Source organism: Nonomuraea sp. NPDC005650 (genome assembly GCF_040605375.1).
Classification (GTDB): domain Bacteria; phylum Actinomycetota; class Actinomycetes; order Streptosporangiales; family Streptosporangiaceae; genus Nonomuraea.
Genome location: NZ_JBEXCR010000073.1, coordinates 15,320 through 41,545 on the forward strand (window position 1 = coordinate 15,320; position 26,226 = coordinate 41,545).

The window sequence follows — 26,226 nt, forward strand, 5'->3', positions numbered from 1 at the left end:
GGTGAGCAGCTGTGCCTGCAGCAGCGATCGGTCCGCCGGCACGCGGTCGATGGCGCGCCGCAGGAAGGCGATGCCCTCGTGCCCGTGCCGGTGCAGATGCCACAACCACGACAGCTCGGCGGCGAGGCGGCGCCCCTTGTCGGGATCGGCGGCGTCCAGCCCCCACTCCAAAGCGGCGCGCAGGTTGTCGTACTCACCCTCGAGCCGGGCGCGCCAGGCATCGAGATCGACGGCCCGCTCGGGCCCGCCGGCGGCGAAGGCGAGGAAGTGGCCGAGATGGCGGTCGCGGACGAGGTGGACCTCCCCGGCCTCACGCAACCGGTCAGCGGCGTAGCCGCGAAGGGTCTCCAGCAGCAGGAAGCGGGACACGCCGCCGCGGGTCTCCGCGACCACCAGCGACTTGTCCACCAGCCGGCCGATGCTGCCGAGCACGTCGTCGCGGGCAATCGTTCCGCCTGAACAGGCCGCCCGTACAGCGTCCAGGTCGAACCCTGAAGGAAACACCGCGAGGCGGCGAAACACCGTCCGGTCCGGCTCGTTGAGCAGGTCGTGGCTCCAGGCGATGGACGCCGCCAGGGTCTGCTGCCGAGCGGCGACGCCGCGGGGGCTGCGGACGAGCAGGCCGAACCGGTCGTCCAAGCCGTGCTCGATCTGTTGCGGGGTGAGGGAGCCCAGCCACGCGGCCGCGAGCTCGATGGCCAGTGGGATGCCGTCGAGCCTGGAGCACATCACCCGTGCGGCGGCCTCGCCCGCCCGGTCCAGGCCGAACTGCTGCCGGACCTGGCGGCCCCGTTTGACGAACAGCTCCAACGCCTCGTCCGGCGCCAGCGACGGCACCCGCCAGACCACCTCGCCCGGCACGGCCAGCGGCTCGCGGCTGGTGATGAGCACCGACAGCTCCGGGCACGACGACAGTAGCGCGCCGGTCAGTTCGGCGGCGCCGTCGATGACGTGCTCGCAGTTGTCCAGGCAGAGCAGCGCGCGGCGGCCGTGCAACTGCGCCGTCATCGACCGTACGGGGCCTTGGACGGGTTCGACGAGCACGCCGAGCTTCGCCGCGACCAGCTCGGCGAGTCTCGCCTGGTCGCCGACGGCCGCCAGCTCGACCCACCAGACACCGTCCGGCCGGCGCGCGACCTCGGTGGCGGCGATCTCCGCGGCGAGCCGGGTCTTGCCGACGCCGCCGGTGCCGGTCAGTGTCACCAGCCGCTCGGTCTCCAGCAACGCGTGTATCGCGGCCAGCTCGGACCGCCTGCCTACCAAGGTGGCGAGCTGGACGGGCAGGTCAGGAGGCGTTGCGGACGTCATGGCAGGGCTCAGTCTGCCATCGAAGTGATGAAATCGGCCACCGGAGAGTTCTGGCCTCGGCCACCTGGCCGATGTTCTGCTCAGCCGTCGAAGGCAGGCTTGCCGCCAACAGCCGAACTCGACGACCAGGGAGCGACGTGATGGGATCCGTCATCGCCAGCATGTCAATGTCTCTCGACGGCTTCGTCGCCGGTCCGAACGACGAGGTGGACCACCTGTTCGCCTGGTACGACGTGGAGCGGGCCGGCGCCGAGGTGTTCCCGCCCGGCTCGCTGGGCTCGCTGGTCTGTGGCCGCAGGCTGTTCGAGCTGACCAACGCGTGGGGCGGCAGACACCCGATGGGCGCGCACGTCTTCGTCGTGACCCACAGCGTGCCGGACGCCTGGCCGCGCCAGGACACGCCGTTCACCTTCGTCACCGACGGTGTGGCCAGCGCGGTGCGGCAGGCCAAGGATCTTGCTGGCAGCCGCGATATCGCCATCGCCACCCCCGCCATCACCCAACAGTGTCTCGACCTCGGACTGGTCGACATGCTCGCGGTGGACCTCGTGCCCGTCCTGCTGGGAAAGGGCATCCCGTTCTTCGCCGGACTCTCCAAGGGGCCGGTCGGGTTGGGCACCCCGACGGTCATCGAGGGCAAGGGCGTCACGCACCTGCGCTACCCGCTCCACCACTGACACCGCCACAACCCGAAAGAAGACATCATGTCGGATACATCTACATACCGCGATCGGATGCCCGGCCCGCTGGAGGTATCCACGGACAACTCACGCTACTTCACCGTGCGTTCGGACAATCGGGTCGTGTATCTCACCGGCTCGCACATCTGGAACAACTTCCACGACGGCATGGGGCCCGGCGCGACTGCACCGGCTGAGCCCGAGAAGATGGACTACAGCGCCTACCTGGATTTCCTCGCCGCTCGCGGGCACAACTTCATCCGGCTGTGGCGCTGGGAACAGTTCCAGTCGCAGGCTGCCGGCGGCGCGTACCACCTGAACATGAGCCCGCAGCCATGGCCGCGCACGGGACAGGGCACGGCCAAGGACGGCGATCCGAAGTTCGACCTGTCCCAGTTCGACCCGGCCTATTTCCAGCGGCTGCGCGAGCGGGTCACAGCGGCCGGCGAGCGCGGCATGTACGTGGCGGTGATGCTGTTCGACGGCTGGGCGCTGCACCTCAGCCCGGCGCCGGACAACGTCGAGGGGCATCCTTTCCACGCCGGCAACAACGTCAACGGCATCGGGATCACCTCGATCCTCGACCACCAGGTCCTGCCGCTCGACCCCGCCGTACGGGCACTGCAGGAGGCCTACATCCGGCAGGTCGTCGACACCCTGCATGACCTGCCCAACGTCCTGTACGAGGTCTCCAACGAGTCATGCGGAGGTGGCGCCGTCAGCCCGGAGATGGCCGACGTGCTCGGCGTACCGCTGGAGATCGAGTGGGGTGATTCGACCGGCTGGCAGTACTGGGTGATCGAGTTCGTCCGGCAGTACCAGCGGCAGCAGGGATATGACCCGCGTCCGATCGGCATGACCATGCAGTTCCCGGTGGCCGACCAGACCCTGGTCAACGCGCCCCTGTTCGACGGGCCCGCCGACTGGATCTCGCCTGGCTACGATGACGAGATCTTCCGCGAGGGCGGTCACCCGTCCGCCCCGGGCGGCTCGCCGTCGCGATGGCTGGACAACCCGCCGCCCGCCGACGGCCGGAAGGTCCTGCTCAGCGACACCGACCACTTCGCCCCCGGCCAGGGCGACGCCCTCTGGGTGTGGAAGGCGTTCCTGCGCGGCCACAACCCGATCTTGATGGACTACGGCCTCATCGACGGTGTCCCGTCGTCGCCGGACGCCTTCGAACCGGCCCGCCAGGCCATGGGCGACACCCTGCGCTACGCCGAGAGGATCGACCTCATCGGCATGCCTCCTCGCGGCGACCTCACCTCCACCGGCTACGCGCTCGCACACCCCGGCAAGGAATACCTCATCCTGAAACCGGGCGGGACCAGCGAGGCGTTCACCGCCGAGTTGCCGGCCGGCGCCTACGCAGCCGACTGGTACGCCATCGACGAGCGGACATCCCTGGCCGGCGACGAGGTCACGGTGCCGAGCGACGGTCTGGTGAAGTTCACCGTACCGTCCACGATCCAGGGCCCGGCCGTCCTGCATCTGGCGGCCACCACCATCTGAGACCGGTGACCGGCATGTGGGAGCTGGTTGCCCGGCTGCTCGGCGACAGCCGCTACCTCGTGCTCGCCACCGCCGATCGCCAAGGGCGGCCGTGGGCCACACCCGTCTTCTTCGCCGTCCGAGATGAGGACCGGCTCGTTGCGCCGCACTTCTTCGACCGGCGGCAGCGCCTTGGTGTCCTTCAGCATGGACAGCATCAGCTCGGTGACCTTGCGCTGGATGTGCGGGTCCTCATCCAGCGCCAGCAGCGCGCGGGCGTGCTCCAGTTCGGCCTCGACCTCCTCCAGCGTGGCGAAGCCGCGCCGCCGCAACGGGTTGCGCCGCCGCCCGTCGGCGTGCGCGGGCAACTCAAGCTGATAGGCCCACCGGCCATGAGTGCTGCTCCACCACTCCCCGCCACCGGGGCGGCGCAGCTTCGGGCAGGCCTTGCCCAGTTTCTTGCCGGTCGCCTCGTCCCGGCAGGAACACGAGTTGAAGGTGGTTCCGTTCATCGTCGCTGTCGCGCCTTTCCCTTGTTCGCTGACCTCGCGTCGCCGCTGTGCCCGACGTCGCGCTTCCTGCGGCGCTCCCCTATCCCCCAACCCCCGCCGAGCGCCATCGGGGCACTGGGGCCGGTGCCGGACACCACCGGCGGAATCGCGTACCCGGCCCATCACCACGCGGGTCACTGTCCGGCGGCCCGGAGTGGGGATTACCATGCCCCCGGCCGAAGGGCGGCCTCGGTCGGCCCGCACAGGCCCGTCATGGGGCCGCGGCGGGGACGTTCCGGGGCCACCGGCTGGCCCGGGCCGGTCGGTATCGACGCCCATCTCCACCACCTACGTCAAGCGATATCCGCTGGTCACATGTCCGGCCCCACGCGCTGGTCACATGGCCACGCCAGCTGGCGTGGCCCGGCATGGCCTCGAGATCCAGTTGAATCGGCTGGACTGCACGGTCACCATCAGGCGCCCGATCTGGCGGGCGGCATCATCCCTGTCACTTATCTAAATACCGGCCAGAAACGCCGAGTTGGGACAGCATGCAAGGTCAACTCTTAGCCATCCGGCATCGCGACTCACCCCGAGCAGCCCCAGCGACCAACGCCATCGCGCGGTCTCCAACCCGCCACGTGCAAGGACGAATCACCGCGACCGCTTCATGAGAGCCCGGCACCAACAGATTCCGTCACCCATGCCGGTTTTCTGTAGAATCCCTCGGCAGGCGATCGCGTTGAGGCACGGCAATGGCGGCCGGATGGGAGTTCCGATGGAGAGCATCACGAAGAACCGGCAGCCGCTCAAGACGCTCCGGGCGATGATCGAACGGGCCTATGGGACCGCCCGGGTGCCCGGCGGTGACGACTTCGCCGAGGAGATCACGCACGGCTGGTTCAACGTGATCTACCGCATCCGGCTTCGTGACGGGCAGCAGGTGGTGCTGAAAATCGCCCCTCCCGGGCATGTGGCGGTGCTGACCCGCGAGCAGAACATGATGCGCAACGAGCTTGCCGCGATGGCGCTGGTCCGGGATCGCACCGGGGTTCCGGTGCCGCAGGTCGATCACGCGGATCTGTCCCGGGAGCTGATCAATGCGGACTACTTCTTCATGGAGTACGTCGACGCCGACAACTTCGGCCTCGCGGCGGCAGACGGTCGCCTGACGGCCGAGGTCATCACCGCAGGCGGACGACAACTCGGCGCCCTCAACCGGGAGCTGAACTCCATCGTGGGGCCGCACTTCGGGCCGCTGGAAGGCCCGGGATCGGCGACATGGCACGCGGCGTTCACCACGATGATCGAGGACACGCTCACCGACGGCGCCCGCGTCCAGGTCGACCTCGGCTGGGACCACGACGACATCCGCGCTGTGCTCGCCGAGAACGCGAGCGCACTCGATGCCGTGACCGAGCCCCGTTTCGTCGAGGTCGATCTCTGGACGAAGAACTCGATGATCCGCGACGGCCAGATCGTGTCCATCCTCGACCACGAGCGTGCCGTCTATGGCGATCCACTCATGGAGGCCGGACTCACCGGGATCGACCTGCCCGTCTTCGGAGATCCCGCCGACTTCATGCAGGGATACGGGCTCGGTGAATTGTCCGAGGCGCAACGAGTGCGCCGCCGGCTGTACTCGCTGTACCTGGCCGTCATCATGATCGTCGAGACGAAGTACCGAGGTCACACCGACACCACGACCTACGACTTCGGCCGTGCGCAGCTCGATCTGCTGATGGCGCAGTTCGGCCGTACCCGGTGACACGCTGATGGGCCGGCGCGGACCGGCAGTGCGCGATCACACGCAATCGCTGGGCAGCCGCCCGATCGGGCGGCTGCTGTGGTGGACCTGCTCGCAGACGACGCTCTCGGTGGGCGTTTACGGGATCTACGCACTCACCAACGCCTGGTTCGTCGCCCGAGGCGTCGGCGAGACGGCGCTGGCAGCGGTCAACCTCGTCGCACCGATCATCTTGATGCTGGGCGCGGTCTCGACGACCGTCGGCGTCGGCGGCGCGTCCGTGGTCTCGCGCATGCTCGGTGCCGGCCGACCCGATCAGGCCGCACGCGCCGCGGGGAACGCGTTCGTCGTGTTCTGGCTCGTGGCGTCGTCCGTCACCGTGGCCGGCCTTGTCGCGCTCGATCCGCTGCTGACCATGCTGGGTGCGTCCGGTCCGACGATCGCGTACGCGCGGCCCTACGCGGCCGTGATCATCGCAGGGTCGATCTTCTCGACCGGGTTCTCGGCTCTGGTGCGCGCGGAAGGGCGGCTGCGGTTCTCAACGATGCTGTGGGTGCTACCCGTGCTGGTGCAGATCGTTCTCGATCCGCTGCTGATCTTCGTCTGCGGCCTGGGCGTCGCCGGCGCGGCTCTCGGCACGGTCGGCGGCCAGGCCGTGTCGGCCGGCATGGCGATCTGGTTCTTCTTCCTCCAGCGCGGGCGACCGTACCGGATCCGGCCCGTCGACCTGCGCCCGCACCCGGCGACGATCGGGGCCGTGCTCGCGGTGGGCGCCCCCTCCTTCCTCGCCGGCTTCGGCACCACGTTGCTGGCAGCCCTGATCAACACGACTCTCGCCGCGACCGGCGCGGTCGCGCTGGCCGCCTACGCGGTGTGCGCTCGGCTGCAGACCTTCGTGTTCACGCCGCAGATCGGCATCACCCAAGGGATCCAGCCGATCGTCGGCTACAACGCCGGCCGCGGGCTGACCGGCCGCGTCAACCGCACTCTCACGCTGGCCATGCGCGCCACCGTCATCTACGGGACGATCACCGCGGCGCTCATCGCCCTGCTCGCGCAGCCGCTCGTGGGACTGTTCATCAGCGATCCGCAAACCACGGCCGTCACGGTCGATGCGCTGCGCATCATCGCGATCGGATTCGTCTTCGCCGGCATCCCGCCGCTGATCTCCGCCTACTTCCAGGCCCTCGGCAGCGCCACGCCGTCGTATCTGATCTCGATCGGCACGCTCTTGATCATCAAGGCGCCCCTCGTCCTGGCGCTCGGGACGCGCGGCCCCACGGGAATCTGGATCAGCCTGCCGATCGGTGAAGCGCTCTCGGTCGTGGCCGCCACCGGCCTTCTGTGGAAGTTCGGCCGGCCCAAGACACAGCCGGTCGTCAGAGAACCTCGACCAGGAGCATCTCGCTGAGCCGCTGCCGGAAGCGGGCACCCATGTCCACGCTGGCCGGGTCGAGGAGCCACTGCACCTGCAGACCGTCGATCAACGCCATGAGATCCGATTCGGCACCCGCGATGCTCACCCCCGGCCGCACGAGCCCTCGGGCGTGGAGCTCCTCAAGCGCATCGCGAATATCCCGCCGGATGTACATATACCGGTCGACGAAGTACGCGTGCGCCGGATGCGCCGGATCAGCGGCCTCGACCGACAGCACGGCGTACAAGCTCACCAGCTCCGGCACCGTCGCGTTGTACTCCACCAGTCGCGCGAGCCGGGAGAAATAGTCCAGGCCATCCGCCGCCGCGTCGAATCCGGCGAAGAACAACTCGCCGTTGACCCGATCCCGTTCTTCGAGCACAGCGCCCAGGAGCGCTTCCTTCGTCGGAAAATGATGCGCCAGGCCCATCCGCGACACCCCACAGTCCGCGGCGATCTGCACCATGCTCGCATTGCGGTACCCGACCGAGGCGAACTTGGCGAACGCGGCCTCGACGATCTCAGCACGTCGCCGTCGCCCCTTCGGATAGCCCGCGCTCACCGATCGACCCCCTCAGCTGCATGGCGGCTTCCTTGACCGGCTCAATGGTGAAGCCCGGGCAAGGTGGGCAGCACCATCGAAGATACCCGCCGAACGCCGTCCATCAGCGGCTCACGGACACTCCGGGCCGGCGCGCCCGTTCAGCTGGTCAGAGCCGCCTGGCCACCAGAACGCGGCGCAACGCAGCGATCGCATCGTGGATCATCCGCTGGAAGATCGGAAACATGCAGTCGTGCATGCGCGTGACCTCGCTGCCCGCGGCAGAGCGAAACGGTGGGGCCGGGCCTGTTCAGGACTGCGTGGGTTGGTAGGCGAACCAGTCGAAGGCGGCGGAGCCCTCGGCGGCGTACATGCCGATGACCCGGCCGGTGAAGCCGGTGGCGACCTCCGTGGACAGGTAGCGGCCGTCCAGCTCGGCCAGCGGCTCCCCTCCCGCTGACAGGGTGATGGTGTCCGGTCCAGTGGCGAACACGCCCAGGGGGTCGCTGTCGAGCTGGTCGGAGCTGGTCAGGGACGGCGGCAGGATGTCGTGCGTGCGGATGTCGATGGCCAGGGTCACCGGCCCGGGTGGTAGCGGGCGGCTGGCCACCTGCTGGCGCAGTGGGCCGATCCTGGCGATCACGCGCACGTGCCCGCCGCCTGTCTCCAGGTCGTAGTGGTGAGCCTCGTCGAGGCGGATGCACAAGCCGCCGGTGGCCGTGCCGGGATCCATCCGGGCCTGGATGCGGCAGTCGTGGTGTTGCTGGCGGCGGCCGATGAACGTATGGCCGGGGCGGTCCAGGGTGGGGCCGGTGGCGTGCAGGGTGAGCCAGCCGGGGCGTTCGGTCAGTGACCACGAGGTGGGGGGACGGCTGCGGGGCGAGATCCAGTAGGGGGCCAGGGACGGGCTGTCGAAGTCGTCCTGGGAGGCGGGTTCGGGCAGGGGGTGCCACGTCGAGGGGGCGGGATGGTGCTCCTCCACCGGCCCGGTGGCAGGCCAGCCGTCCTGCCAGGTCACCGGGATGAGGAAGGTCTCGCGGCCGAGCACGTGGAAGCCCGGGGTGGCGCCGCGTGGGCGGGTGCCGAGCAGCAGCATCCACCAGGTGCCGTCGGCTGCTTGGACGAGATCGGCGTGGCCGGTGCTCTGGATCGGCCGGTTGGTGCTGCGGTGGGTGAGGATCGGGTTGGCCGGCGCCGGCTCGTACGGGCCTCGTGGTGAGCGGGCGCGGGCCACGGACACGCAGTGGCCGCGCGCGGTGCCGCCTTCGGCGATCAGCAGGTACCACCAGTCGCCGATCCGGTAGAGGTGCGGTGCCTCCGGGAATTGCATGCCGGTGCCCGGCCAGGCCGGGTAGGGGCCCTCCAGCACCGTGCCGCGCCGAGGATCGATGCGGGCCACGTTGGTGCCGGAGACGGCGCACCAGCAATCGCCGTTCTCGTCCCAGGCCAGGTCGGGGTCGATGCCGGGCAGGTCGAGCCAGACGGGGTCGGACCAGGGGCCTTCGGGACGGTCGCTGGAGACGATGAAGGTGCCACCGGCGCCGACCAGCGTGGTGATCAGGTAGAACCGGCCGTCGTGGTAGCGGATGGTGGGCGCGTAGATGCCACGCGAGGCCGGGATGCCCGGGCGCAGCCGTAGCTGGGAAGGCCGGTCCAGGACGTTGCCGATCTGCTGCCAGTGCACCAGATCCCGGCTGTGGAAGATCGGCACACCGGGGAAGTACTCGAAGCTGGAGCACACCAGGTAGTAGTCATCGCCGACCCGGCACACGCTCGGGTCGGGGAAGAATCCGCCGATGACAGGATTGCCGTACTCGCGCATCAAGGCTCACAAGGTCGTGGTGGAGATCCGGGGGCCCGCCGGTTGCGCCACCGTGACCAGGACGCCGACCGGGTCGCAGTCCGGGGCAGTCGCGGTCAGGCGGATGGTGCCGGGTGCGGTCGGTTTCACCACGGCGAGGGCGCGGCCCTGGTAGGTGTGGCGCTCGGTCGCGTCGAAGCGTTCCTCTGTCGACGGGTCGGCGCTGCCGAAGCCGATCAGCGTTCCTTCACCGGAGACTTCCACGTGTACGGGACGGTCGGCGGCGGTGTGCACCATCCCGGCTGAATCGACCAGGGTCAAGGTGATGTGGGCGAGGTCGCCGACCCCCGCCGTGACGACCGGCCGCTCGGCTGCGGCACGCAGGACGACGGGGCCGGTCGCGGTGCGCAGGATGTCGCGCCCGGCTTCGACGCCGTCGCGGTAGGCGATCGCGACGAGTTCGCCTGGTTCGTAGGCGGTCTCGAAGCCGGTGCGGAAGCGGTGTTGTTCGCCGACCGGGTTGCGTCCGAGGGAGCGGCCGTTGAGCTGGAGTTCGACCTCGTCCGCGTCGCTGTACACCTCGACGAAGATCGGGGCGTTCTCGTGACCGGGCCAGGTCCAGCCGGCAATGCTGTCACTCCAGGCCCACCGACTGCTGATGACGGTCTTGCCGTGGTGTTGCGGCCGCTGGACGGCGAGGTAGGGCTGGTCGCGCAGGCCGTAGACGATCTCCCGGTAGTAGGAGATGGGCAGCCGGTGACCGGTGATGTCGATGTCTCCGCAGTCGGCCAGCAGGTACGGATACGGCGCCATGAACGTGGGCTGCGGGGTGCCCGGGGTGGCGTACTGCGGCCGGCCGATGCCGACCTCGCCCAGGTAGTCCCAGCCGGTCCAGGTGAAGTCGCCGATGACGTGGCTGTGCTGTTGGACCAGTCGCCAGTTGTGGTCGATGCGGGGCGGGAAGGTCTCGGTGCCCAGGATGACCCGGTTGGGGAACAGCGTGCGGTCGGTCGCGTAGCGGATCTCCGAGTAGTTCATCCCGGCCACGTCGAGCACGCTGTAGGACTCGGCGGTGCGGGTGGTCACCAGGTCGGAGCCAGCGACGGCGTTGACGTCGAAGCCGCTGTCGGCCATCAGGGTGTTGATGCCGGTGTCGTCGCCTTCCTGTGCTCGCAGATCGGGCAGCAGGGCCAGCAGGTTGTTGATCCCGTTGGTGAGGAAGCGGGTGTCGTCCAGCGCACGAACCTTCTCGGCGAGCCGGCGGCCCCATAGGGCTCCAGTGGCCGCTCCGGTTTCGGGGATTTCGTTGCCGAGGGAGTACAGGATGACGCTGGGATGGTTGAAGTCCTTGGCCACCATCGCCTCGATGTCGCGTTCCCACCATTCCGAGAAGTCGAGGCTGTAGTCGAACGGGCTCTTGGCCCAGGTCCACATGTCGAACGCCTCGTCGACCACCAGCATGCCGAGACGGTCGCAGGCATCGAGCATCGCGGTGCTCATGGGATGGTGCGACATGCGGATGGCGTTGAACCCTGCGTTCTTGAGCAGCCGCACGCGACGTTCCTCGGCCTGGGCGAACGTCGCGGCGCCCAGCGGGCCGTTGTCATGGTGAATGCACGCGCCGCGCAGCTTGACCGTCTCGCCGTTGATCCTCAGCCCGCGCTCGGGGTCCAGGCGCAGGGACCGGATGCCGAAGGCGGCCTGCGCGGCGTCGATGTCCGTGAGGGAGGCGGCGCACGTGTAGAGCGCGGGCGAGTCCGGGCTCCACAGCGAGGGGTCGCGGACGTAGAGACGCTGTCGGGCGACGGCCGGTTCGCCGGGGTGCACGGTGACGGGCGCGGTGTCGGACGCGACGACGGCTCCCGCGGCGTCGCGGATCTCGGTGACCAGTTCGACGGTGCGGATGTCGATGGAGTCGTTCTCGATCGTGGTGGCGACCTCCACGACCGCGCGTTCGGCGTCGATGTCCGGGGTGGTGACCTGGACGCCGTCCGGGCTGATGCGGACCACGTCGCCGACGAGCAGCCAGGTGTCGCGGTAGATGCCCGCGCCGGAGTACCAGCGCGAGTCCTGGTGGGTGCGGCACTCCACCCGGATCTCGTTGTTCTCCCCGAACCGCAGGAACCGGCCGGCGTCGATGAAGAATTTCGAGTATCCGTACGGGCGTTGCCCGGCGTAGTTCCCATTGACGAACACGGTGGCGTCCCGATAGACGCCCTCGAACTCCAGCACGATCCGCTTACCCCGGTGCTCCTCGGGCGCGAAGAACGTCTTGCGGTACTCGTACGCCCCACCGGGGAAATAGGCGGTCGCGGCGCCGTCCACGGTGGCCTCGCGGTCGCGGGTGAGCATCGCGTCGTGCGGCACCGTCACCGGCTCGAACGGGACCGCCCTTCCTGCCAGTTCGGCGAAGGGATTGACCTTCGGACGGTACTGCCAATCGTCGTTGAATGATGTTCGGATCACGTGGCTCCCTCGGTCGCGGTCGGCGGATCACTTCGCTCGGGCACGGGCGGCCTTGAGCCTGGCGATCGTCCGGATGAGGAAGGTCGTGCCCTCTCTCAGGCGAGCTTCGGGCAGCCTTCCGGAGGTGACGGCCTTCTCGAGCCGGCCGGTGTGAGTGTCGTCCGGGCCGCCTGGGGTGAGCCAGTTGTTACCACCTGCGATCATGTCGACGACGTCGCAGGTGTCGTAGGAGTTCCAGTCGGTCATGACGAGGCCGGTGAAGCCGAACTCCTCCCGGAACACTCCCTCGATCAGCTCGGGGTCGGTGGCGGTGTGCAGCCCGTTGACGGCGTTGTAGGCGGTCATGATCGTGTACGGCTGGTGAACGTCCATCGCGATCTCGAAGGTCTTCAGGTACAGCTCGCGCAGGCTGCGCTCATCGATGACGGACTGGTTGCGCTTGCGTGAGGACTCGGCGTTGTTCGCGACGACATGCTTGTAGCAGGCGCCCACACCGGTCGATTCGAGTCCGCGCGCGAAATGGCCGGCGAGCACACCGGACAGCAGCGGATCCTCCGAGAAGTACTCCGGGTGCCGCCCGTTCAGCGGGTGCCGGTGCAGGTTGAAGGCGGGCGCCAGGATCACGTCCACGTCGAAAGCCCGCGCCTCCTCACCGATGACCCGGCCGACCTGCTCGGCGAGGTCGCGGTCGAAGGTCGAGGCGAGCACCACGGTCGTCGGCATGCCGACGTTCGCGGCGTTGACGTTCACCCCGGAGTTGCCGTCGGCGACCTGGAAGAGCGGGAGACCGAGCCCGTCCGGGCGGGCGAGGACGCCGGCGACGCCGGTGCCCTCCATGCCCCCAGCCGTGCTGGGCGCAGACCAGCAGCCGGGCACATTCCGCGATGCTCAGGCCGGCGACGAACTCGGCGGCACGCGTCACGTCGTCCAGAACGGCGGAGAAGGTCAAGCGCTCCGCCTCGGGAGTCATGACGGCGGCCGTGTGCGGGGCGGGATCCCGGGCGGGTTCGAACGCATGGACGCCTTCCTTGACTCCGGAGCGCGCTCCGGTTGGGAACGTCCCCTCGGGGTCGTGGCGGGAGAGGGTCCCGATCGGCTCCACCGGCAACATCCGCGGCGCGGCCTGCCGCACCGGCACCGGGCTGTCGAGTGTGAAGTGACCGGCCACGACCGTGTCGGCCACGGAGGATCCGACGTGCACGAGATATTCGCCGGGCTGGGCGACGAACGCGCTCATGGGCGGGTCGTAGGTCGCGAGTGCACCGGGCCTGATCGACAGGACGACGGTCTCACAGGCTCCGGCGGCCAGGTCACCGGTCTTGGCGAAGTCGGCGAGCTCCAGGGCGGGCTGTTCGAGAGCCCCATCCGGCTTCGAGACGTATGCCTGCACCACCTGACGACCGGCGACCTCGCCGGTGTTCGTCACCGTGACGGCGATCTGGAACGCCTCGCGCCCGGGATCGAGGGCGGTGAACGGCTCGGGGACGAGGTCGAACGTCGTGTAGGACAGCCCGTATCCGAACGGGTAGGCGGGCTCGACGCCGAAGGTGGAGAAATAGCGGTAGCCGACGTACAGGCCCTCCTCGTACACGGTGTCGATCCACACGTCGACATCGGCGGGATAGCGTGGCTTGCCGCCCGCGCAGTCGTAGAAATTCCTGCTGGCGGGGATGTCGGCATAGGCCTTCGCCCACGTGTCGGGCAGGCGTCCGGAGGGGTTGACGGTGCCGTCGAGGACCCGCAGCAGCGCCGGCCCGGCCAGCATGCCGCCGATCCCTGCCAGGACCAGCGCGTCCACAGCGTGACGCGCGACGAACGAGGTGTCGATCGGGTACGGCGTGTTCAGCACCACGACGGTGCGCGCGAACGCGCCGCTCACGGCGCCGATGAGGACGTCCTCGTCATCGGTCAGGTAGAACTCGCCCGGGTCGGAGCTGTTGTCCATGTTCTCCCCGGACGCGCGGGTGAGCACGACGATGCCCACCTCGGACGCCGCGCGTGCGCGTGCGAGGACGCCTGGTCCGGGCACCGCGTCGCCGCCTGCCTGGTAGAAGGCCGCGAGTTCCTCGTTCAGCGTGAACACGTCGCTGTCGCCGATGGCGGAGCGCAGACCGATCGTGTGACGAGGGTTGATCTTGCCGGCACCGACCAGCGAGGTCCGGTACGAGTGCAGCGCATGCCCGAAGACGTTGAGCGTGCCCGGAGCAAGGGGCAGGACGCCACCGCGGTTCTCCAGAAGGACGATGCCCTCCTCTGCCACTCTCCGAGCGATCTCCTCATGCCCGGCGAACTCCTGCCGCGCTGCCGCACGGGGCCGGGTGCGGACAATGAGATCGATCGGCTCCATCATGATGCCGTCGGTGTCCGTGAATCCTTCGACGTGCAGCGCGTGCACACGCCCGTGGGCCGTGAGCCGGCCGAAGACGCGGACGGCCAGCACGGAGGAGACGACGCCTGACAGCTCCAGCTCCTTGACCAGGTGCGGCACCGGCTCGCCATCGAGGACGACCGTGCCGGAGACGGATCGGTCGATCCGTTTGGAGAAGAACACCACCGCCGAGCCGCCGAGGTCCCGGTCGAGCATGAACAGGCGGCCATCGACGTCGTCGATGTCGAACTCCACGACCTTGTCTTCGCGTACGGCGAGACGAGGCGGGTCCTGGGGGCCGCATGGGATCTGGGACGGGAAAGGCATTCAAACTCCTTGAGGTAGGCCGACGACCGAAGTGGTTCGCCACGATCACCCGCGTCGGGTCTGGCCTCACGCGAACCAGGCGTGCTCCCGGCCGAAAACCCGGATCTTGGCGAACATGTCCTCCAGCAGGAAGCGCACGTCGATCTCCTCGCAAACCTTGATCGGATGGTTGGAGCCGGGCAGGTGGGAGCCGTCCGCACCGAAGCGGGGAGCAGGTCGCACGCGGAGATTGCCACTCTCGGGGTAGAGCATCAGCGCGATTGCCGGATTGTCGCCTAGCGAGCGGGACTCGATCGGCCAGGGGTGGTAGGTGGCGTTCACCTCGCGCAGTTGCTTGATCAGGTAGCGGCCCAGCGGGCCGGTGTCACCGATCTTCTCCTCCAGCTCGGCGTAGCTGACCGAGACCTTGGTGTAGACGTCCCTGGGCACCTGCCACACGGTGAGGCCGGAGCCGAACACCACGTTGGCGGCGTGGATGTCGTTGGAGAGGTTGAACTCGATTCGCGGGCCCTCGTCATAGCCGCGGTAGCCGGGGCCGCCGATCCAGATCACCACCACGGGCCGGCGTACCAGCTCGGGGTCCAGCAGGATCCCCGAGGCCATGTCGGTCAGCGGTCCGAGGAACGCCACATAGAGCGGATCCTTCTCGCTTGCGAGCTTCGACTCCTCGATGATCAGACGGGCGCCGGGCGAGTCCACGGCAGTGTGCTCGTCGGGCAGCGCCGTCGCTGCGCCGTTCGCCACGGTGACGGAGTCCGTCAGATGGAGTAGGTCGAGCAGGAGATCGATCTCCTCGCGGGACTCTTCCATGCTGCGGCTCGTGCGCCGGGTGCCGAAGTGGGCTGGGACCAGCCCGCGAATGTCGAAGGTCGGTGACAGCAGTCCTTGGACGATGGCGAACTGATCGTCGGCCTCGTTCTTGGCGTCGCTATTGATGATCACTCTGCGTTGGCGCATCTCAGTCTCCGATGCATAAATAGTTGCTCGCGCATAGTCTTTCGAGCCGTAGATGGCCGATTCCCCGGGTAGTGTCAATGCGCTCGTAGAGCGCTCTGACGCACTCTCACCCCGACGGCGGTTGGGTTCCGGTGTCGCTGGGACACGAGCGGGGAGAGGCGGTGGAGTGCCGCACGACCAGGGTCGGGATGACCGAGAAGTGCACCGCCGACGTGCGGCCTTCGATGCGCTCCAGCAGCAGCCGTCCCGCCGTGCGGCCCATGACGACGCCGTCCTGGTTGACGGTGGTCAGCGAGATGTTGGGATGTGCGGCCAGCTTGGTGTTGTCGTAGCCGGCCACGGAGACATCGCCCGGGACGGACAGGCCGGCCTCGTGCAGCGCGGTCAGGACGCCGAGGGCCGCCTCGTCGGAGCCGGCGAAGATCGCGGTGGGGCGCGGTGACCGGCTCAGCAGTTCCTGGGCACCGCGGTAGCCGCCCTCCTCGGTGTAGGAGGTCGTGGCGACGGCGATCTCACCGGCCAGCCCGTGCTCGCGCATCACCCGCTCGTAGGTCTCGGCCCTGATCTGCGGCGTCCGGTCCGCGGCCTGCCCGTTCCCCTTGTCGAAGGTGATGTGCCCGATGCGTCGGTGACCGAGCCCGATCAGGTGCTCCATGACGAGCTCGGAGCCGACCCGGTCGTCGTCCACGATCGAGTCGAACGCCGGGGACCGGTCGTGCCTGCCGAGCAGCAGCGTGGGGATCTCGCGGGCCACCTGCTCCAGGTGAGTGCGGCCGGCCAGGGGGGCGATCATGAGGATGCCGTCCACCTGCCGGTCGATGAGGGCGTCGATGGCTCGCTTCTCGGTTTTGTCGCGGGTGCCGCCCTGGATCATGATCGCCTGGTAGTCGGACTCGGCGAGCTCGTCCACCAGGCCGGTCACGATCTCGGCGTAGAACGGGATGCCGATGTGCTGCATGAGCACGCCGATGGTGTACGCCCGCCCGCGCAGCGCCCGCGCGGCGGCCTGCGGCCGGTAGCCCAGCTCATCGATGGCTCGCTGAACGCGGTCGCGCATGGCCTCGCTGACGCCGTAGTCGTTCCGGATGACCTTGGAGACCGCCGCCTTGGAGACTCCGGCGTGTTTCGCCACGTCAGAAATGGTTGCTCTTCGTCGTCGCTCGGGCGCGACCATGGGCTTCCCTTCTCAAACCGAGTTCCGCCGATCCTACGGTGCCGAGACCACTGCGTGGATCGGTCTACGAAGACTAACGAAAGATCTCTTAACCAGGTACATCGGCTGGTACAGACGTCGTAGACCGGTACACATTTTTTCCTTGACCTCCGGACGACGTAACGGCTACGTTAACTCGCATTCCGGGGCTCGCCCCGGCTCTGCCCGCCATTTCTGCGGCACCGACACGTGATCGAGAGACGCATGCACACCTTCCCCGACGGCTTCCTCTGGGGCGCGGCGAGCGCGCCCCACCAGGTCGAGGGCAACAACGTCAACAGCGACTTCTGGGCGCAGGAGGAGCGCATGCCAGGAGCGGATCGCAGCGGCGACGCCCTCGACAGCTACCACCGCTACACCGAGGACATCCGGCTCGTCGCGGAGTCGGGTCTGAACACCTACCGCTTCGGCATCGAGTGGGCGCGTATCGAACCAGCCCCCGGACGGGTGTCCCGCGCGGCGCTCGCGCACTACCGGCGCATGATCGACGCATGTCTCGCCGCGGACGTCACTCCGTTCGTCACGATCCACCACTTCACCTCGCCGAGATGGTTCGCCGAGGAGGGCGGCTGGCAGGGAGACCGGGCCGTGGACCGCTTCCGCGCCTACGTCGAGACGGCCACCTCGATCCTCGACGACGTCGAGTGGATCTGCACGATCAACGAGCCCAACATCCTCGCGATCATGGTGCGCGAGGCGGAGGCGACGCTGGACTCCGATGCGGGCTCGGAATGGCTGAGCCCCACGCTGGAGGCGGACACCCCCCGGCCGGTGAAGCCGGCTCCGCCGATGGAGATCGGGCGCCGTCTCATCGAAGCCCACCACGCCGCCCGGGACGTGCTGCGCGAGCGCACGGACGCCCGGGTGGGCTGGTCGGTCGCGAGCCGCGCGTTCGAGACCCGCCCTGGTGCGGAGGAGGTGCGCCGCAAACTGGAGTACGTCTGGGAGGACCTCTACCTCGAGGCGGCGCGCGGCGACGACTTCATCGGGGTGCAGGCCTACTCGGCGCAGTGGGTGGGGCCGGAGGGCATCGAACCGCATCCCGTGCACCCGGACAACACCCTCGTGCGGACGGCGTACCGCCCCGACGCTCTCGGCATCGCCGTCCGGCACACCGCCGAGGTACTGCCCGACGTCCCGATCGTCGTCACCGAGAACGGCATCGCGACCGGCGACGACTCCCGGCGCATCGCGTACACCACCACCGCGCTCGCCGCGCTGTCCGAAGCGATGAATGACGGCGTGGACGTGCGGGGCTACATCCACTGGAGCCTGCTCGACAACTACGAGTGGGGGCACTGGGACCCGACCTTCGGCCTTGTCGCCGTTGACCGGGAGACGTTCGAGCGCCGGGCCAAGCCGAGCCTCGCGTGGCTGGGCGGCGTCGCCCAGGCCGGAAGGCTCCGGGACGGCGGGCTTCAGACGGCCTGACAGCGCCCGGACCGGCCCTTCGACCACGCAAGTCGAACCACGGTCCTTCTCTCCACCGCAGCCGAGAACGAAGAGCAAGAGGAAAGACGAGGATGCCCGAAGCAATCGACCGCCGCCAACTCGTGCGACGGCACAACCCCGTGCTGACGTCCGCGCACCCCGCCGGCGTCCTGACGGTCGGCAACGGTGACATCGCGCTCACGGTCGACATCTCCGGACTGCAGACGTTCCCGTCCTTCCACGAACTGGTCCCCGATCCGCACCGTGTCATGCGCGACGGGTTGTCCGGTCTGCCCGAGCAGCGCTCGCGTGTCTTCGACGCCGACGACTTCCAGATCCCGCTGCGCACGCAGTCGACCTGGGGCTGGTACGAGACGCGCACCGACCGGGAGCTGCGGCTGGAGGACGCGGCCACGGTGTACGAGACGTCCCGCGGCCCGGTGCCCTACCTCGACCGCATGGGTCTGCAGCGGGCCGGTGACCCGATCGCCGACGAGTTCGTCACGGGCGCCTGGTACCACTTCAACCCCCGCCGCGCCCACCTCGGCCGCCTCGCCCTGGTCCGCTCCGACGGGACGGGCCTCGACGACCCGGCCACGCTGACGGACGTCCGTACCGAGCTCGACCTGTGGACGGGAACGATCCACGCCGCGTACGTGCTCGACGGTGAGCCCGTGCGCGTCACCACCATCGCCGACCCGCACGAGCATCGCTTCGCCGTGCGGCTGGAGTCCGGCCTGTTGCGCCGGGGATGGGGCGTCGTCTGGACATTCGATGACCAGCCGGACGATCTCGCCGCCTTCGAGCTCCCCCTCCGGCAGGAGACGGTCTGGGACCAGCGCACGGAGCAGCACTGGAACGCCCGGCGCACGGTGGAGAACCTGTCCTACGACGTCAGTGTCCGCACCACCGGCAGCCTGCACGAGGAAGTCGATGCCGTCGTCGCGCGGACCGATGCCGATGCTCTTGAGGTCGTGGTGACGCTGACGCCGGATCATCACCGGCGGCAGGACGAACCCGGCTTCTCCGCAGTCCTCGACTCCGCGAAGACCTGGTGGGCGGAGCACTGGAGCACCGGCGCCGCGGTCAGCCTCGCCGGCAGCACGGACGTCCGTGCTCCGGAGCTCGAACGCCGCGTCGTTCTCTCGCAGTATCTTCTGGCCGTCAACAGCGCCGGCGTCACGCCTCCCGCGGAGTCCGGCCTGACGTACAACACCTGGACGGGCAAGTTCCACCTCGAGATGCACTGGTGGCACGCGGCGCATTTCCCGATGTGGGGCCGCGGGCACCTGCTGGAGCGCAGCATCGGCTGGTATCACGACGCCCTGGAGGCGGCCAGGGCGACCGCTCGCCGTCAGGGGTTCCGGGGAGCCCGCTGGCCGAAGCAGACCGATCCGTCCGCGCGCGAGTCGCCGAGCCACATCGGCGTCTTCCTGCTGTGGCAGCAGCCGCACGTGATCCACCTGCTGGAGTTGCTGCGCGGCGAGGGGCGCGGTGAGTCGTTCCTGCGTGAGCACTATCCGCTCGTGGAGGCGACCGCCGACTTCATGGCCGACTTCACCGAGGAGCGCGACGGCTCGTACGTGTTGCCGCCCCCGCTCATCCCCGCGCAGGAAAGCTACCTCATCGACCGGGCGACGAACACCGATCCGACCTTCGAGCTGGCGTACTGGTCATGGGCGCTCGGCGTGGCGAACGACTGGAGAACCCGGCTCGGTCTCGAGCCGCGCGAGGAGTGGGACCGGGTGGCGCGGAACATGCGCCGCCCCGCAGTTCTGGACGACGGCACCTACGCCGCGATCGCGACGCCTCCGCGGCTCATCCGCAAGGATCACCCGTCCATGCTCATGGCTCTGGGCTGGCTCCCGGACACCCACCTCGTGGACCCGGCCACGATGGCGGCCACGCTCGACTCCGTATGGGAGCACTGGGACCTGCAGTCCAGCTGGGGCTGGGACTACCCCGTCATGGCGATGGCCGCGGCCCGCCTCGGCGACGTCGGCCGGGCCATCGACGCCCTCCTGCTCCCCTCCCCCAAGAACGTGTTCCTCCCCAACGGACACAATCCGCAAATGCCGGGATTTCTCACCATTTATCTTCCGGCGAACGGAGGACTGCTGGCCGCGATGGCGCACCTCGCCACAGCGGTGCACCAGGGGGCAGAGCCTCCCGAGGGCTGGGTGATCACATCAGAAGGACTGGGCGCGCTCCCCCGCCCCCGGGTCCTGTCCGCACCAGAGTAACTTCCATGTGCCAGAAGGAGAATCACCGGCCGACACGATCGGCGACCAGTAACAAAAACATATTGATGGCGTTGTACGGCGTCCACCGCAAAATGCCGGGCGGGCATAGCAGAGTGGCCGCTTTCCCATCCAAGGCTGCCAAAGGTGAGGACCATGGGTAATTATTCTTCAGCACGCGGCACTCGTCGCCGCGCCATCGTCGCGGCAGGGGCATTGGCGATCGTCGGGGCGCTCGCCCTGGCAGGCTGCTCGTCGTCCGATGAATCCGCCACCGGGGACGTCGGACTGACCTTCATGAACCAGTCGCGCGGGCAAGAGGCCGCGCTCACCAAACTCGCGCAGCAGTACACCAAAAAGACCGGCGTCAAGGTCACCATTGAGACGCCCGGGCCGGTCGACTACCTGCCGAAGCTTCAGGCGAAGGCGCAGTCCAGATCCATGCCCGACATCTATTCGTCATTCGACGCGTCTCAGATGGCGCCGTTCTACAAGGCCGGCTGGGCGATGGACCTCTCTTCCGAGTTGAACGCCGGCTGGAGCAAGAATTTCACCCCCGCCGTGCTCAAGATGTCGACGTTCCAGGAAGGCAACAACCTCGGCGTCAAGCCCGGCGTCTACTCGGTGCACTGGGAGACGCAGACATACGGCTTTCTCATCAACCCGGCACTGACCGGAATGTCGGCGGAAAAGCCGCCCGCGACGACGGCCGAGTTCATCGAGGCGCTCGCCGCCAAGGGAGCAAAGATCTCCATCGCGGCCTCGCAGACGCCGAACATCATCCAGGGCCTCGCCTCGAACTGGCTGACGGACACCGAGATCGAGGCGACCCTCAACGGAAAAGCGAGCTGGAAACAGGACGGCTGGCGCAACGCCTTCCAGTTCCTGGTCGATCTGAAGAAGGCCGGCGTCCTCGCCAACGACTCCATCCCCGGCGGCCAGGACGACCACCCGAACGTGGAGTCGTCCTTCTTCACCAAATCGATGGGCGCCATCTTCGACGCCGCCCCCGGCATCGCAGTCGGCCTCAGGACGAACCCGGAATTCGAGGACTACTTCTCCACCGGGCTGCCCAAGGCTCCCGGAAGCGTCCACGACCCACGCTCGCCGGGTATCCCCGGCAAGGGCGCGGTGATCAACCCGAGAGGCAAGCACGCCAAGGAGGCGCTCGCGTTCGTGAAGTGGCTGACCGAGCCCGAGCAGCAGGCGGTGTTCGCCAAGGACGCCCGCATCCTGCCCAGCAACCCGGAACTCCTCGCCGGCGCGGACATCCCTTCCCAGCTCGCGGGCTTCGCCGCCGGCGTGAAGACCATGCAGGTCATGTCGACGACCTTCACGCCCGACGTGAACACCGCGATCAGGGCGGAGTCCCAGCGCCTGGTGCTGGGCGAGACGACGGTGGACGAAGCACTCACCACCATCCAGGCGGCGCAGGACCGTACGTCATGACGACGCAGAACCTCGCGCTTCCCGCACGGCGCCGCGAGGCGCGCGGGAAGCGCGCTCTCCGGCGCAATCTGATCGGCTGGTTGTTCCTGGCCCCGGCCATCGCGCTCATCGGGATCTTCACGATCACCCCGTTCGCACAGGCCATCCTGCTGAGCTTCCAGTCCTGGGACGGCGTCAGCCCCGACACCCCGTGGGTTGGGCTGGACAACTACGCCTTCGTCGCCTCCGACCCGATCTTCTGGGCGTCCATGCGCAACGTCCTCTTCTTCGGCGTCGTCGGCTTCGTCGTCGGCAACGGAGTCGCCCTGGGCATGGCGCTGGCCGTCAATAGCATTACCCGCGGCAAGACGTTCTTCCGCACCGTCTTCTACCTGCCGGGCGTGTTGTCGGTGGTCGTCGTCGGCCTGCTGTTCTCCTTCATCCTGGCCCCGGGATCCGGCATCCTCAACCGGCTGCTCGGCCTGGTGGGGCTGGACGCGCTGCAGCAGAACTGGCTGGGCGACCCGGCCGTCGCGCTGCCCGTCGTGGCGGCGGTGTTCGTCTGGTTCCACTGGGGGTTCGGCTTCCTGCTCTTCCTCGCCGGGCTGCAGGACGTGCCGAAGGAACTGTACGAGGCCGCCGAACTCGACGGCGCGAACCGCTGGTCGAAGTTCCGGTACATCACCTGGCCGCAACTGGCCCCGGTCACGTCGATCGTCAGCCTGCTCACCCTGCTCGCCGCCCTCCAGATCTTCGGCACCGTGCAGGTGCTGACCAACGGCGGGCCGGGCCACCACACGATGGTGCCGACCCTCGCGATCTACAACGAGGCGTTCGTCAACTGGCGGTACGGCAGCGCCGCGGCCATGTCGGTCATCTTCGGCGGCGCACTCGTGCTGCTGTCCGTGCTCCAGCTCACCATCACCAGGCGGAGGTCCCGCGTATGAGCGCCCAGATGACGGAAAGGGCCACAGGTAGGACTCGACGAGGGGTACGCCTCGACAAGGTCGGCCTGTACGGACTGCTGGTCGTCGCCGCGCTGATCGCGCTGTTCCCGCTGCTGTGGATGTTGTCCGGGTCTCTACAGAGCCTCACGGAGCTGCTCTCGAACGACAGGTTTCTGCCCGCCGACCCGCAGTGGCACAACTACGTGACCGCGTGGGTGCAGGGCGAACTCGGCGTCTACCTGCGCAACAGCGTCCTCTACACGGGATCCGCGGTCATCGGCATCCTGGTGGTGTCCAGCCTCGCCGGGTACGCGCTCGCGCGGCTCGACTTCGCGGGCAAGGGCGTGTTCACGTTCGTCATCCTCGCCGTAATGATCATCCCTGCGCCCGCCATGTTCCTCGCCCAGTACAAACTGCTCATCTCGCTGAACCTGACGAACAACCCCGCCGGGTACGTGCTGATCCTCATCACCTCGGGCATCCCGATGTCGACGCTCATCATGCGCAGCTTCTTCGTCGGCCAGCCCCGCGCCCTGGAGGAGGCGGCCGCGCTGGACGGCGCCGGCCCGCTGCGCATCTTCTGGAACGTGATCCTCCCCCTGGCCCGGCCCGGCCTCGCCGCAGTGGCGGTCATCCAGGGCCTCGGCGCGTGGAACGAGTACCTGATGGCGCTCGTCCTGTTCGAGGACAACTCCCTCATGCCGATCCAGCGCGGTCTGACCGCCTTCACCTCAGCTGAGACTCCACAGCAGCAGATTCTCCTGGCCGCCACGACCATCTCGATCGTGCCGGTCGTGATCTTCTATCTGATGGCTCAGCGCCACATCGTGAAAGGCATCGGCGCGGGCGCGATCAAATAGGCAGGCCCTGGGCGACGTCACAACGAGCGGCGCCCAGCGGCATCCACCGGCGGCAGTCCGGACGGCAGCTCCAGGATGACCGAGGCCAAAACTGCCGGATGGCTGATTCGATCTTCACGGAGTCGCGGTCGAAGAGCCACTGCGCCAGCAGGCCGTCGCGCCCGTGCCCGGCGACACGATCACGTGGGCGAAGGGAACGTTCGACAGCCCGCAAGGAGAGATCACCGTCGACTGGAGCATCCAGGACGACCACCTGACCATCACGGCCGACATCCCCGGCGGCTCTCAGGCTCAGGTCCGGTTTCTCGACGGCACCACGTACCACACCGGGCCCGGCCACTTCTCGCGGCGGCGCCCGATCTCCTGATACGACCGCGGTCCCTTCACGACAGACGCTCGACACGGGCTGAGCTTCCCCCCGCATCACGGACACCTGAGGTGAGGTCACTCAGCGGTGTCTGACGGCCGGTAGAGGCCCTCGAACGTGACGGGGCTGTGCATTCCGATACTGGAATGGCGTCGGTATGGATTGTACCAGCATTCGATCCACTCAAAGATTGCGTTGGCCAGTTCTTCTCGGGTTTTCCAGATTCTGGCATCGAGAAGTTCGAGCTGCATCGTCCCCCAGAACGACTCCATCATCGCATTGTCATAGCAATCACCCACCGTCCCCATGGAACCGAGCAAGCCTGCATCTCGCAGCCGTTTGCCAAAGGCCCAAGACGTATATTGGGCGGATTCAATCGGTGCTCGCAACACTTCGTCGTTGGAGGTGTTGGTGCATGGGCGTGGGCAAGAAGCAGCAGGCTGTCCGGCTGTATCGCGGTCAGATTCCCTCGCCGGGACGGCCGAGTGTCGCCTGGCGTGAGGACCGTGTCCAGTTCTGGCAAGCGATCGCTCGTGGGGTGAGCTCGGAGGACGCCGCGGCGGAGATCGGCGTGTCGCCAGCGGTGGGGACACGCTGGTTTCGCCAGGCTGGCGGGGTGGGACCATGCCTTGCCCCGACGGTGTCGGGCCGTTACCTGTCGTTCGCAGAGCGGGAAGAGATCGCGTTATGCCGTGCCCAGAAGATCGGCGTGCGCGAGATCGCACGGCGCCTGGGGCGCTCGCCGTCGACGATTTCGCGCGAGCTGCGGCGCAATGCCTCGACGCGGACGTATGACGTGGACTATCGAGCGACGGTCGCGCAATGGCACGCCGAGCGCCGAGCCCGGCGGCCGAAGACCGCGAAACTGGCGGTTAACCAGCAGTTACGCGAGTATGTGCAGCAGCGGCTGGCCGGGCAGGTCCGCCATCCGGACGGCACGCTGGTGGCGGGGCCGCAGACGGCGCCCTGGAAGGGACGGAACAAACCCCACCGTCAGGACCGCCGCTGGACGACATCGTGGAGTCCAGAACAGATCTCCCACCGGCTGAAGGTCGATTTCCCCGAGGACGACACCATGCGGATCTCACACGAGGCGATCTACCAGGCCCTATTCATCCAGGGGCGTGGAGCGCTCAAGCGAGAGCTGGTCGCCTGCCTGCGCACCGGGCGTGCGCTGCGGGTGCCACGAGCCCGCGCCCGGAAGAAGACCGGCGGCCACGTGACCCCCGAGGTGCTGATCAGCGAAAGGCCCGCCGAGGCCGAAGACCGCGCGGTCCCGGGCCACTGGGAGGGCGACCTCATCATCGGCACCGGCAGATCGGCGATCGGCACCCTGGTAGAGCGCACGACGCGATTCACCCTGCTGTTGCACCTGCCCCGGATGGAGGGCTTCGGCACGCAGGAACGCGTGAAGAACGGCCCGGCGCTGGCCGGCCGTGGCGCCGAAGCCGTGCGAGACGCGATCATCAAAGAGATCACCGGGTTGCCCGAGCAGCTACGTCGCTCGCTGACCTGGGACCGGGGAACGGAGCTGGCCCAGCATGCCCAACTGCGCATCGACACCGGCTTGCTGGTCTATTTCGCCGACCCTCATAGCCCTTGGCAGCGTGGCACCAACGAGAACACCAACGGCCTGCTGCGGCAGTACTTTCCCAAGGGCACCGACCTGTCACGCTGGGATGCCGGGGAGTTGGCGGCTGTTGCGTTTGCGCTCAACACCAGGCCCCGAAAGACCCTCGGATGGAAGACACCGGCAGAAGCCTTCAGCGAGCATTTAAACTTGCTGCTGAGCAGCAGTGTTGCGACGACTGATTGAATCCGAGGAATACACCGCTGCCCGCTACCAGGAGCTATGCCAGCGCTTGGGCGTCATCCAGTCGATGGGCCGGGTGGGCTGCGCGCTCGACAACGCGGCCGCCGAGGCGTTCAACAGCACGCTTAAGGTCGAGTACGTGCACCGCCACCGGTTCCGCACCCGGGCCGAAGCCCGCCTCAAGATCGCGACCTGGATCGCCGACTTCTACAACACCACCCGGCGGCACAGCGCCAACGACGGCTTGGCGCCTATCGCATTCGAACGTCACATCATCGAGAAGAGAAAAGCCTCATCGGCCCTGTTGAGGACCGCTGTGGCATAGACCATCTC

19 protein-coding genes and 2 pseudogenes are annotated in these 26,226 nt (G+C 68.1%); 12 read left to right on the forward strand and 9 right to left on the reverse strand.

Features of this window, described 5'->3' with window-relative positions:
* Nucleotides 1–684: 684 nt before the first annotated feature.
* A pseudogene (locus tag ABZS69_RS62625) lies at nt 685–1,308 on the reverse strand (NB-ARC domain-containing protein); the annotation flags it as partial.
* 161 nt (nt 1,309–1,469) lie between these two features.
* On the opposite strand from ABZS69_RS62625, the gene ABZS69_RS62630 reads away from it, so the two are divergent.
* The 4 genes from ABZS69_RS62630 to ABZS69_RS62645 all read left to right on the forward strand — a co-directional run bounded on the left by ABZS69_RS62630 (nt 1,470) and on the right by ABZS69_RS62645 (nt 7,128).
* Entirely contained in the window at nt 1,470–1,985 is a 516-nt protein-coding gene (locus ABZS69_RS62630) for a deaminase (RefSeq protein WP_355393164.1), read from the forward strand.
* A gap of 27 nt (nt 1,986–2,012) precedes the next feature.
* Nucleotides 2,013–3,500 (forward strand): DUF6298 domain-containing protein, encoded by a 1,488-nt coding sequence (locus tag ABZS69_RS62635; RefSeq protein WP_355393167.1) that lies wholly within the window; start codon nt 2,013–2,015, stop codon nt 3,498–3,500.
* 1,140 nt (nt 3,501–4,640) lie between these two features.
* A complete protein-coding gene (locus ABZS69_RS62640; RefSeq protein WP_355393170.1) occupies nt 4,641–5,738 on the forward strand; it encodes an aminoglycoside phosphotransferase family protein in 1,098 nt (365 codons plus the stop codon).
* Nucleotides 5,739–5,766: 28 nt separating this feature from the next.
* Complete coding sequence (locus ABZS69_RS62645) at nt 5,767–7,128, forward strand: MATE family efflux transporter (protein WP_355393173.1); 1,362 nt, start codon at nt 5,767–5,769, stop codon at nt 7,126–7,128.
* Here the strand turns inward: ABZS69_RS62645 and ABZS69_RS62650 are convergent.
* The 7 genes from ABZS69_RS62650 to ABZS69_RS62680 all read right to left on the reverse strand — a co-directional run bounded on the left by ABZS69_RS62650 (nt 7,097) and on the right by ABZS69_RS62680 (nt 16,726).
* Complete coding sequence (locus tag ABZS69_RS62650) at nt 7,097–7,696, reverse strand: TetR/AcrR family transcriptional regulator (protein ID WP_355393176.1); 600 nt, start codon at nt 7,694–7,696, stop codon at nt 7,097–7,099. The genes ABZS69_RS62645 and ABZS69_RS62650 overlap by 32 nt on opposite strands.
* A 289-nt stretch (nt 7,697–7,985) precedes the next feature.
* Nucleotides 7,986–9,497, reverse strand: coding sequence for a glycoside hydrolase family 43 protein (locus ABZS69_RS62655; RefSeq protein WP_355393179.1), 1,512 nt, complete (start codon nt 9,495–9,497; stop codon nt 7,986–7,988).
* A gap of 6 nt (nt 9,498–9,503) precedes the next feature.
* Nucleotides 9,504–11,942, reverse strand: a complete 2,439-nt coding sequence (locus ABZS69_RS62660) for a glycoside hydrolase family 2 TIM barrel-domain containing protein (protein WP_355393182.1) — start codon at nt 11,940–11,942, stop codon at nt 9,504–9,506.
* Between the two features lie 27 nt (nt 11,943–11,969).
* A complete protein-coding gene (locus tag ABZS69_RS62665) occupies nt 11,970–12,692 on the reverse strand; it encodes a glycoside hydrolase family 3 N-terminal domain-containing protein (protein ID WP_355393185.1) in 723 nt (240 codons plus the stop codon).
* Nucleotides 12,592–14,637 (reverse strand): glycoside hydrolase family 3 C-terminal domain-containing protein, encoded by a 2,046-nt coding sequence (locus tag ABZS69_RS62670; RefSeq protein ID WP_355393188.1) that lies wholly within the window; start codon nt 14,635–14,637, stop codon nt 12,592–12,594. Before ABZS69_RS62670 ends, ABZS69_RS62665 begins: the two co-directional genes overlap by 101 nt.
* Before the next feature lie 66 nt (nt 14,638–14,703).
* Nucleotides 14,704–15,594, reverse strand: a complete 891-nt coding sequence (locus ABZS69_RS62675) for a nucleoside hydrolase (RefSeq protein WP_355393191.1) — start codon at nt 15,592–15,594, stop codon at nt 14,704–14,706.
* Between the two features lie 106 nt (nt 15,595–15,700).
* The gene (locus ABZS69_RS62680; protein ID WP_355393194.1) at nt 15,701–16,726 is read right to left on the reverse strand and encodes a LacI family DNA-binding transcriptional regulator; all 1,026 of its coding nucleotides are present in this window, start codon (nt 16,724–16,726) and stop codon (nt 15,701–15,703) included.
* A 285-nt stretch (nt 16,727–17,011) separates the two neighbouring features.
* On the opposite strand from ABZS69_RS62680, the gene ABZS69_RS62685 reads away from it, so the two are divergent.
* From ABZS69_RS62685 to ABZS69_RS62710, 6 genes are all read left to right on the forward strand, one after another.
* Complete coding sequence (locus ABZS69_RS62685; RefSeq protein ID WP_355393196.1) at nt 17,012–18,238, forward strand: family 1 glycosylhydrolase; 1,227 nt, start codon at nt 17,012–17,014, stop codon at nt 18,236–18,238.
* A 92-nt stretch (nt 18,239–18,330) separates the two neighbouring features.
* On the forward strand, nt 18,331–20,481 hold the full coding sequence (locus ABZS69_RS62690; protein ID WP_355393199.1) for a hypothetical protein: 2,151 nt from the start codon (nt 18,331–18,333) through the stop codon (nt 20,479–20,481).
* A gap of 153 nt (nt 20,482–20,634) precedes the next feature.
* Nucleotides 20,635–21,927: an ABC transporter substrate-binding protein gene (locus tag ABZS69_RS62695; RefSeq protein WP_355393202.1), complete on the forward strand. Its 1,293-nt coding sequence runs from the start codon at nt 20,635–20,637 to the stop codon at nt 21,925–21,927.
* Nucleotides 21,924–22,853, forward strand: a complete 930-nt coding sequence (locus ABZS69_RS62700; protein ID WP_355393205.1) for a sugar ABC transporter permease — start codon at nt 21,924–21,926, stop codon at nt 22,851–22,853. Before ABZS69_RS62695 ends, ABZS69_RS62700 begins: the two co-directional genes overlap by 4 nt.
* A complete protein-coding gene (locus ABZS69_RS62705) occupies nt 22,850–23,713 on the forward strand; it encodes a carbohydrate ABC transporter permease (RefSeq protein WP_355393208.1) in 864 nt (287 codons plus the stop codon). The genes ABZS69_RS62700 and ABZS69_RS62705 overlap by 4 nt, the downstream gene beginning before the upstream one ends.
* Before the next feature lie 139 nt (nt 23,714–23,852).
* Nucleotides 23,853–24,080 carry an alpha-L-rhamnosidase C-terminal domain-containing protein gene (locus ABZS69_RS62710; protein ID WP_355393240.1) on the forward strand — a complete coding sequence of 76 codons (228 nt, stop codon included), beginning with the start codon at nt 23,853–23,855 and terminating at the stop codon, nt 24,078–24,080.
* A gap of 77 nt (nt 24,081–24,157) precedes the next feature.
* Here the strand turns inward: ABZS69_RS62710 and ABZS69_RS62715 are convergent.
* Nucleotides 24,158–24,445 (reverse strand): annotated as a pseudogene (locus ABZS69_RS62715) (integrase core domain-containing protein); the annotation flags it as partial.
* Between the two features lie 50 nt (nt 24,446–24,495).
* Between ABZS69_RS62715 and ABZS69_RS62720 the strand changes: the two are divergent.
* Both ABZS69_RS62720 and ABZS69_RS62725 read left to right on the forward strand, forming a co-directional pair.
* On the forward strand, nt 24,496–25,896 hold the full coding sequence (locus tag ABZS69_RS62720; RefSeq protein ID WP_355393211.1) for an IS30 family transposase: 1,401 nt from the start codon (nt 24,496–24,498) through the stop codon (nt 25,894–25,896).
* Nucleotides 25,880–26,218: an integrase core domain-containing protein gene (locus ABZS69_RS62725; RefSeq protein WP_355393214.1), complete on the forward strand. Its 339-nt coding sequence runs from the start codon at nt 25,880–25,882 to the stop codon at nt 26,216–26,218. The genes ABZS69_RS62720 and ABZS69_RS62725 overlap by 17 nt, the downstream gene beginning before the upstream one ends.
* Nucleotides 26,219–26,226 lie beyond the last annotated feature (8 nt).

Coding starts and splice junctions, on each gene's coding strand:
- ABZS69_RS62690 (WP_355393199.1), top strand. CDS start 18,331: ATGCCCGAAGCAATCGACCGCCGCCAACTCGTGCGACGGCACAACCCC.
- ABZS69_RS62685 (WP_355393196.1), top strand. CDS start 17,012: ATGCACACCTTCCCCGACGGCTTCCTCTGGGGCGCGGCGAGCGCGCCC.
- ABZS69_RS62720 (WP_355393211.1), top strand. CDS start 24,496: ATGGGCGTGGGCAAGAAGCAGCAGGCTGTCCGGCTGTATCGCGGTCAG.
- ABZS69_RS62695 (WP_355393202.1), top strand. CDS start 20,635: ATGGGTAATTATTCTTCAGCACGCGGCACTCGTCGCCGCGCCATCGTC.
- ABZS69_RS62655 (WP_355393179.1), bottom strand. CDS start 9,497: ATGCGCGAGTACGGCAATCCTGTCATCGGCGGATTCTTCCCCGACCCG.
- ABZS69_RS62705 (WP_355393208.1), top strand. CDS start 22,850: ATGAGCGCCCAGATGACGGAAAGGGCCACAGGTAGGACTCGACGAGGG.
- ABZS69_RS62630 (WP_355393164.1), top strand. CDS start 1,470: ATGTCAATGTCTCTCGACGGCTTCGTCGCCGGTCCGAACGACGAGGTG.
- ABZS69_RS62635 (WP_355393167.1), top strand. CDS start 2,013: ATGTCGGATACATCTACATACCGCGATCGGATGCCCGGCCCGCTGGAG.
- ABZS69_RS62700 (WP_355393205.1), top strand. CDS start 21,924: ATGACGACGCAGAACCTCGCGCTTCCCGCACGGCGCCGCGAGGCGCGC.
- ABZS69_RS62675 (WP_355393191.1), bottom strand. CDS start 15,594: ATGCGCCAACGCAGAGTGATCATCAATAGCGACGCCAAGAACGAGGCC.
- ABZS69_RS62640 (WP_355393170.1), top strand. CDS start 4,641: ATGAGAGCCCGGCACCAACAGATTCCGTCACCCATGCCGGTTTTCTGT.
- ABZS69_RS62670 (WP_355393188.1), bottom strand. CDS start 14,637: ATGCCTTTCCCGTCCCAGATCCCATGCGGCCCCCAGGACCCGCCTCGT.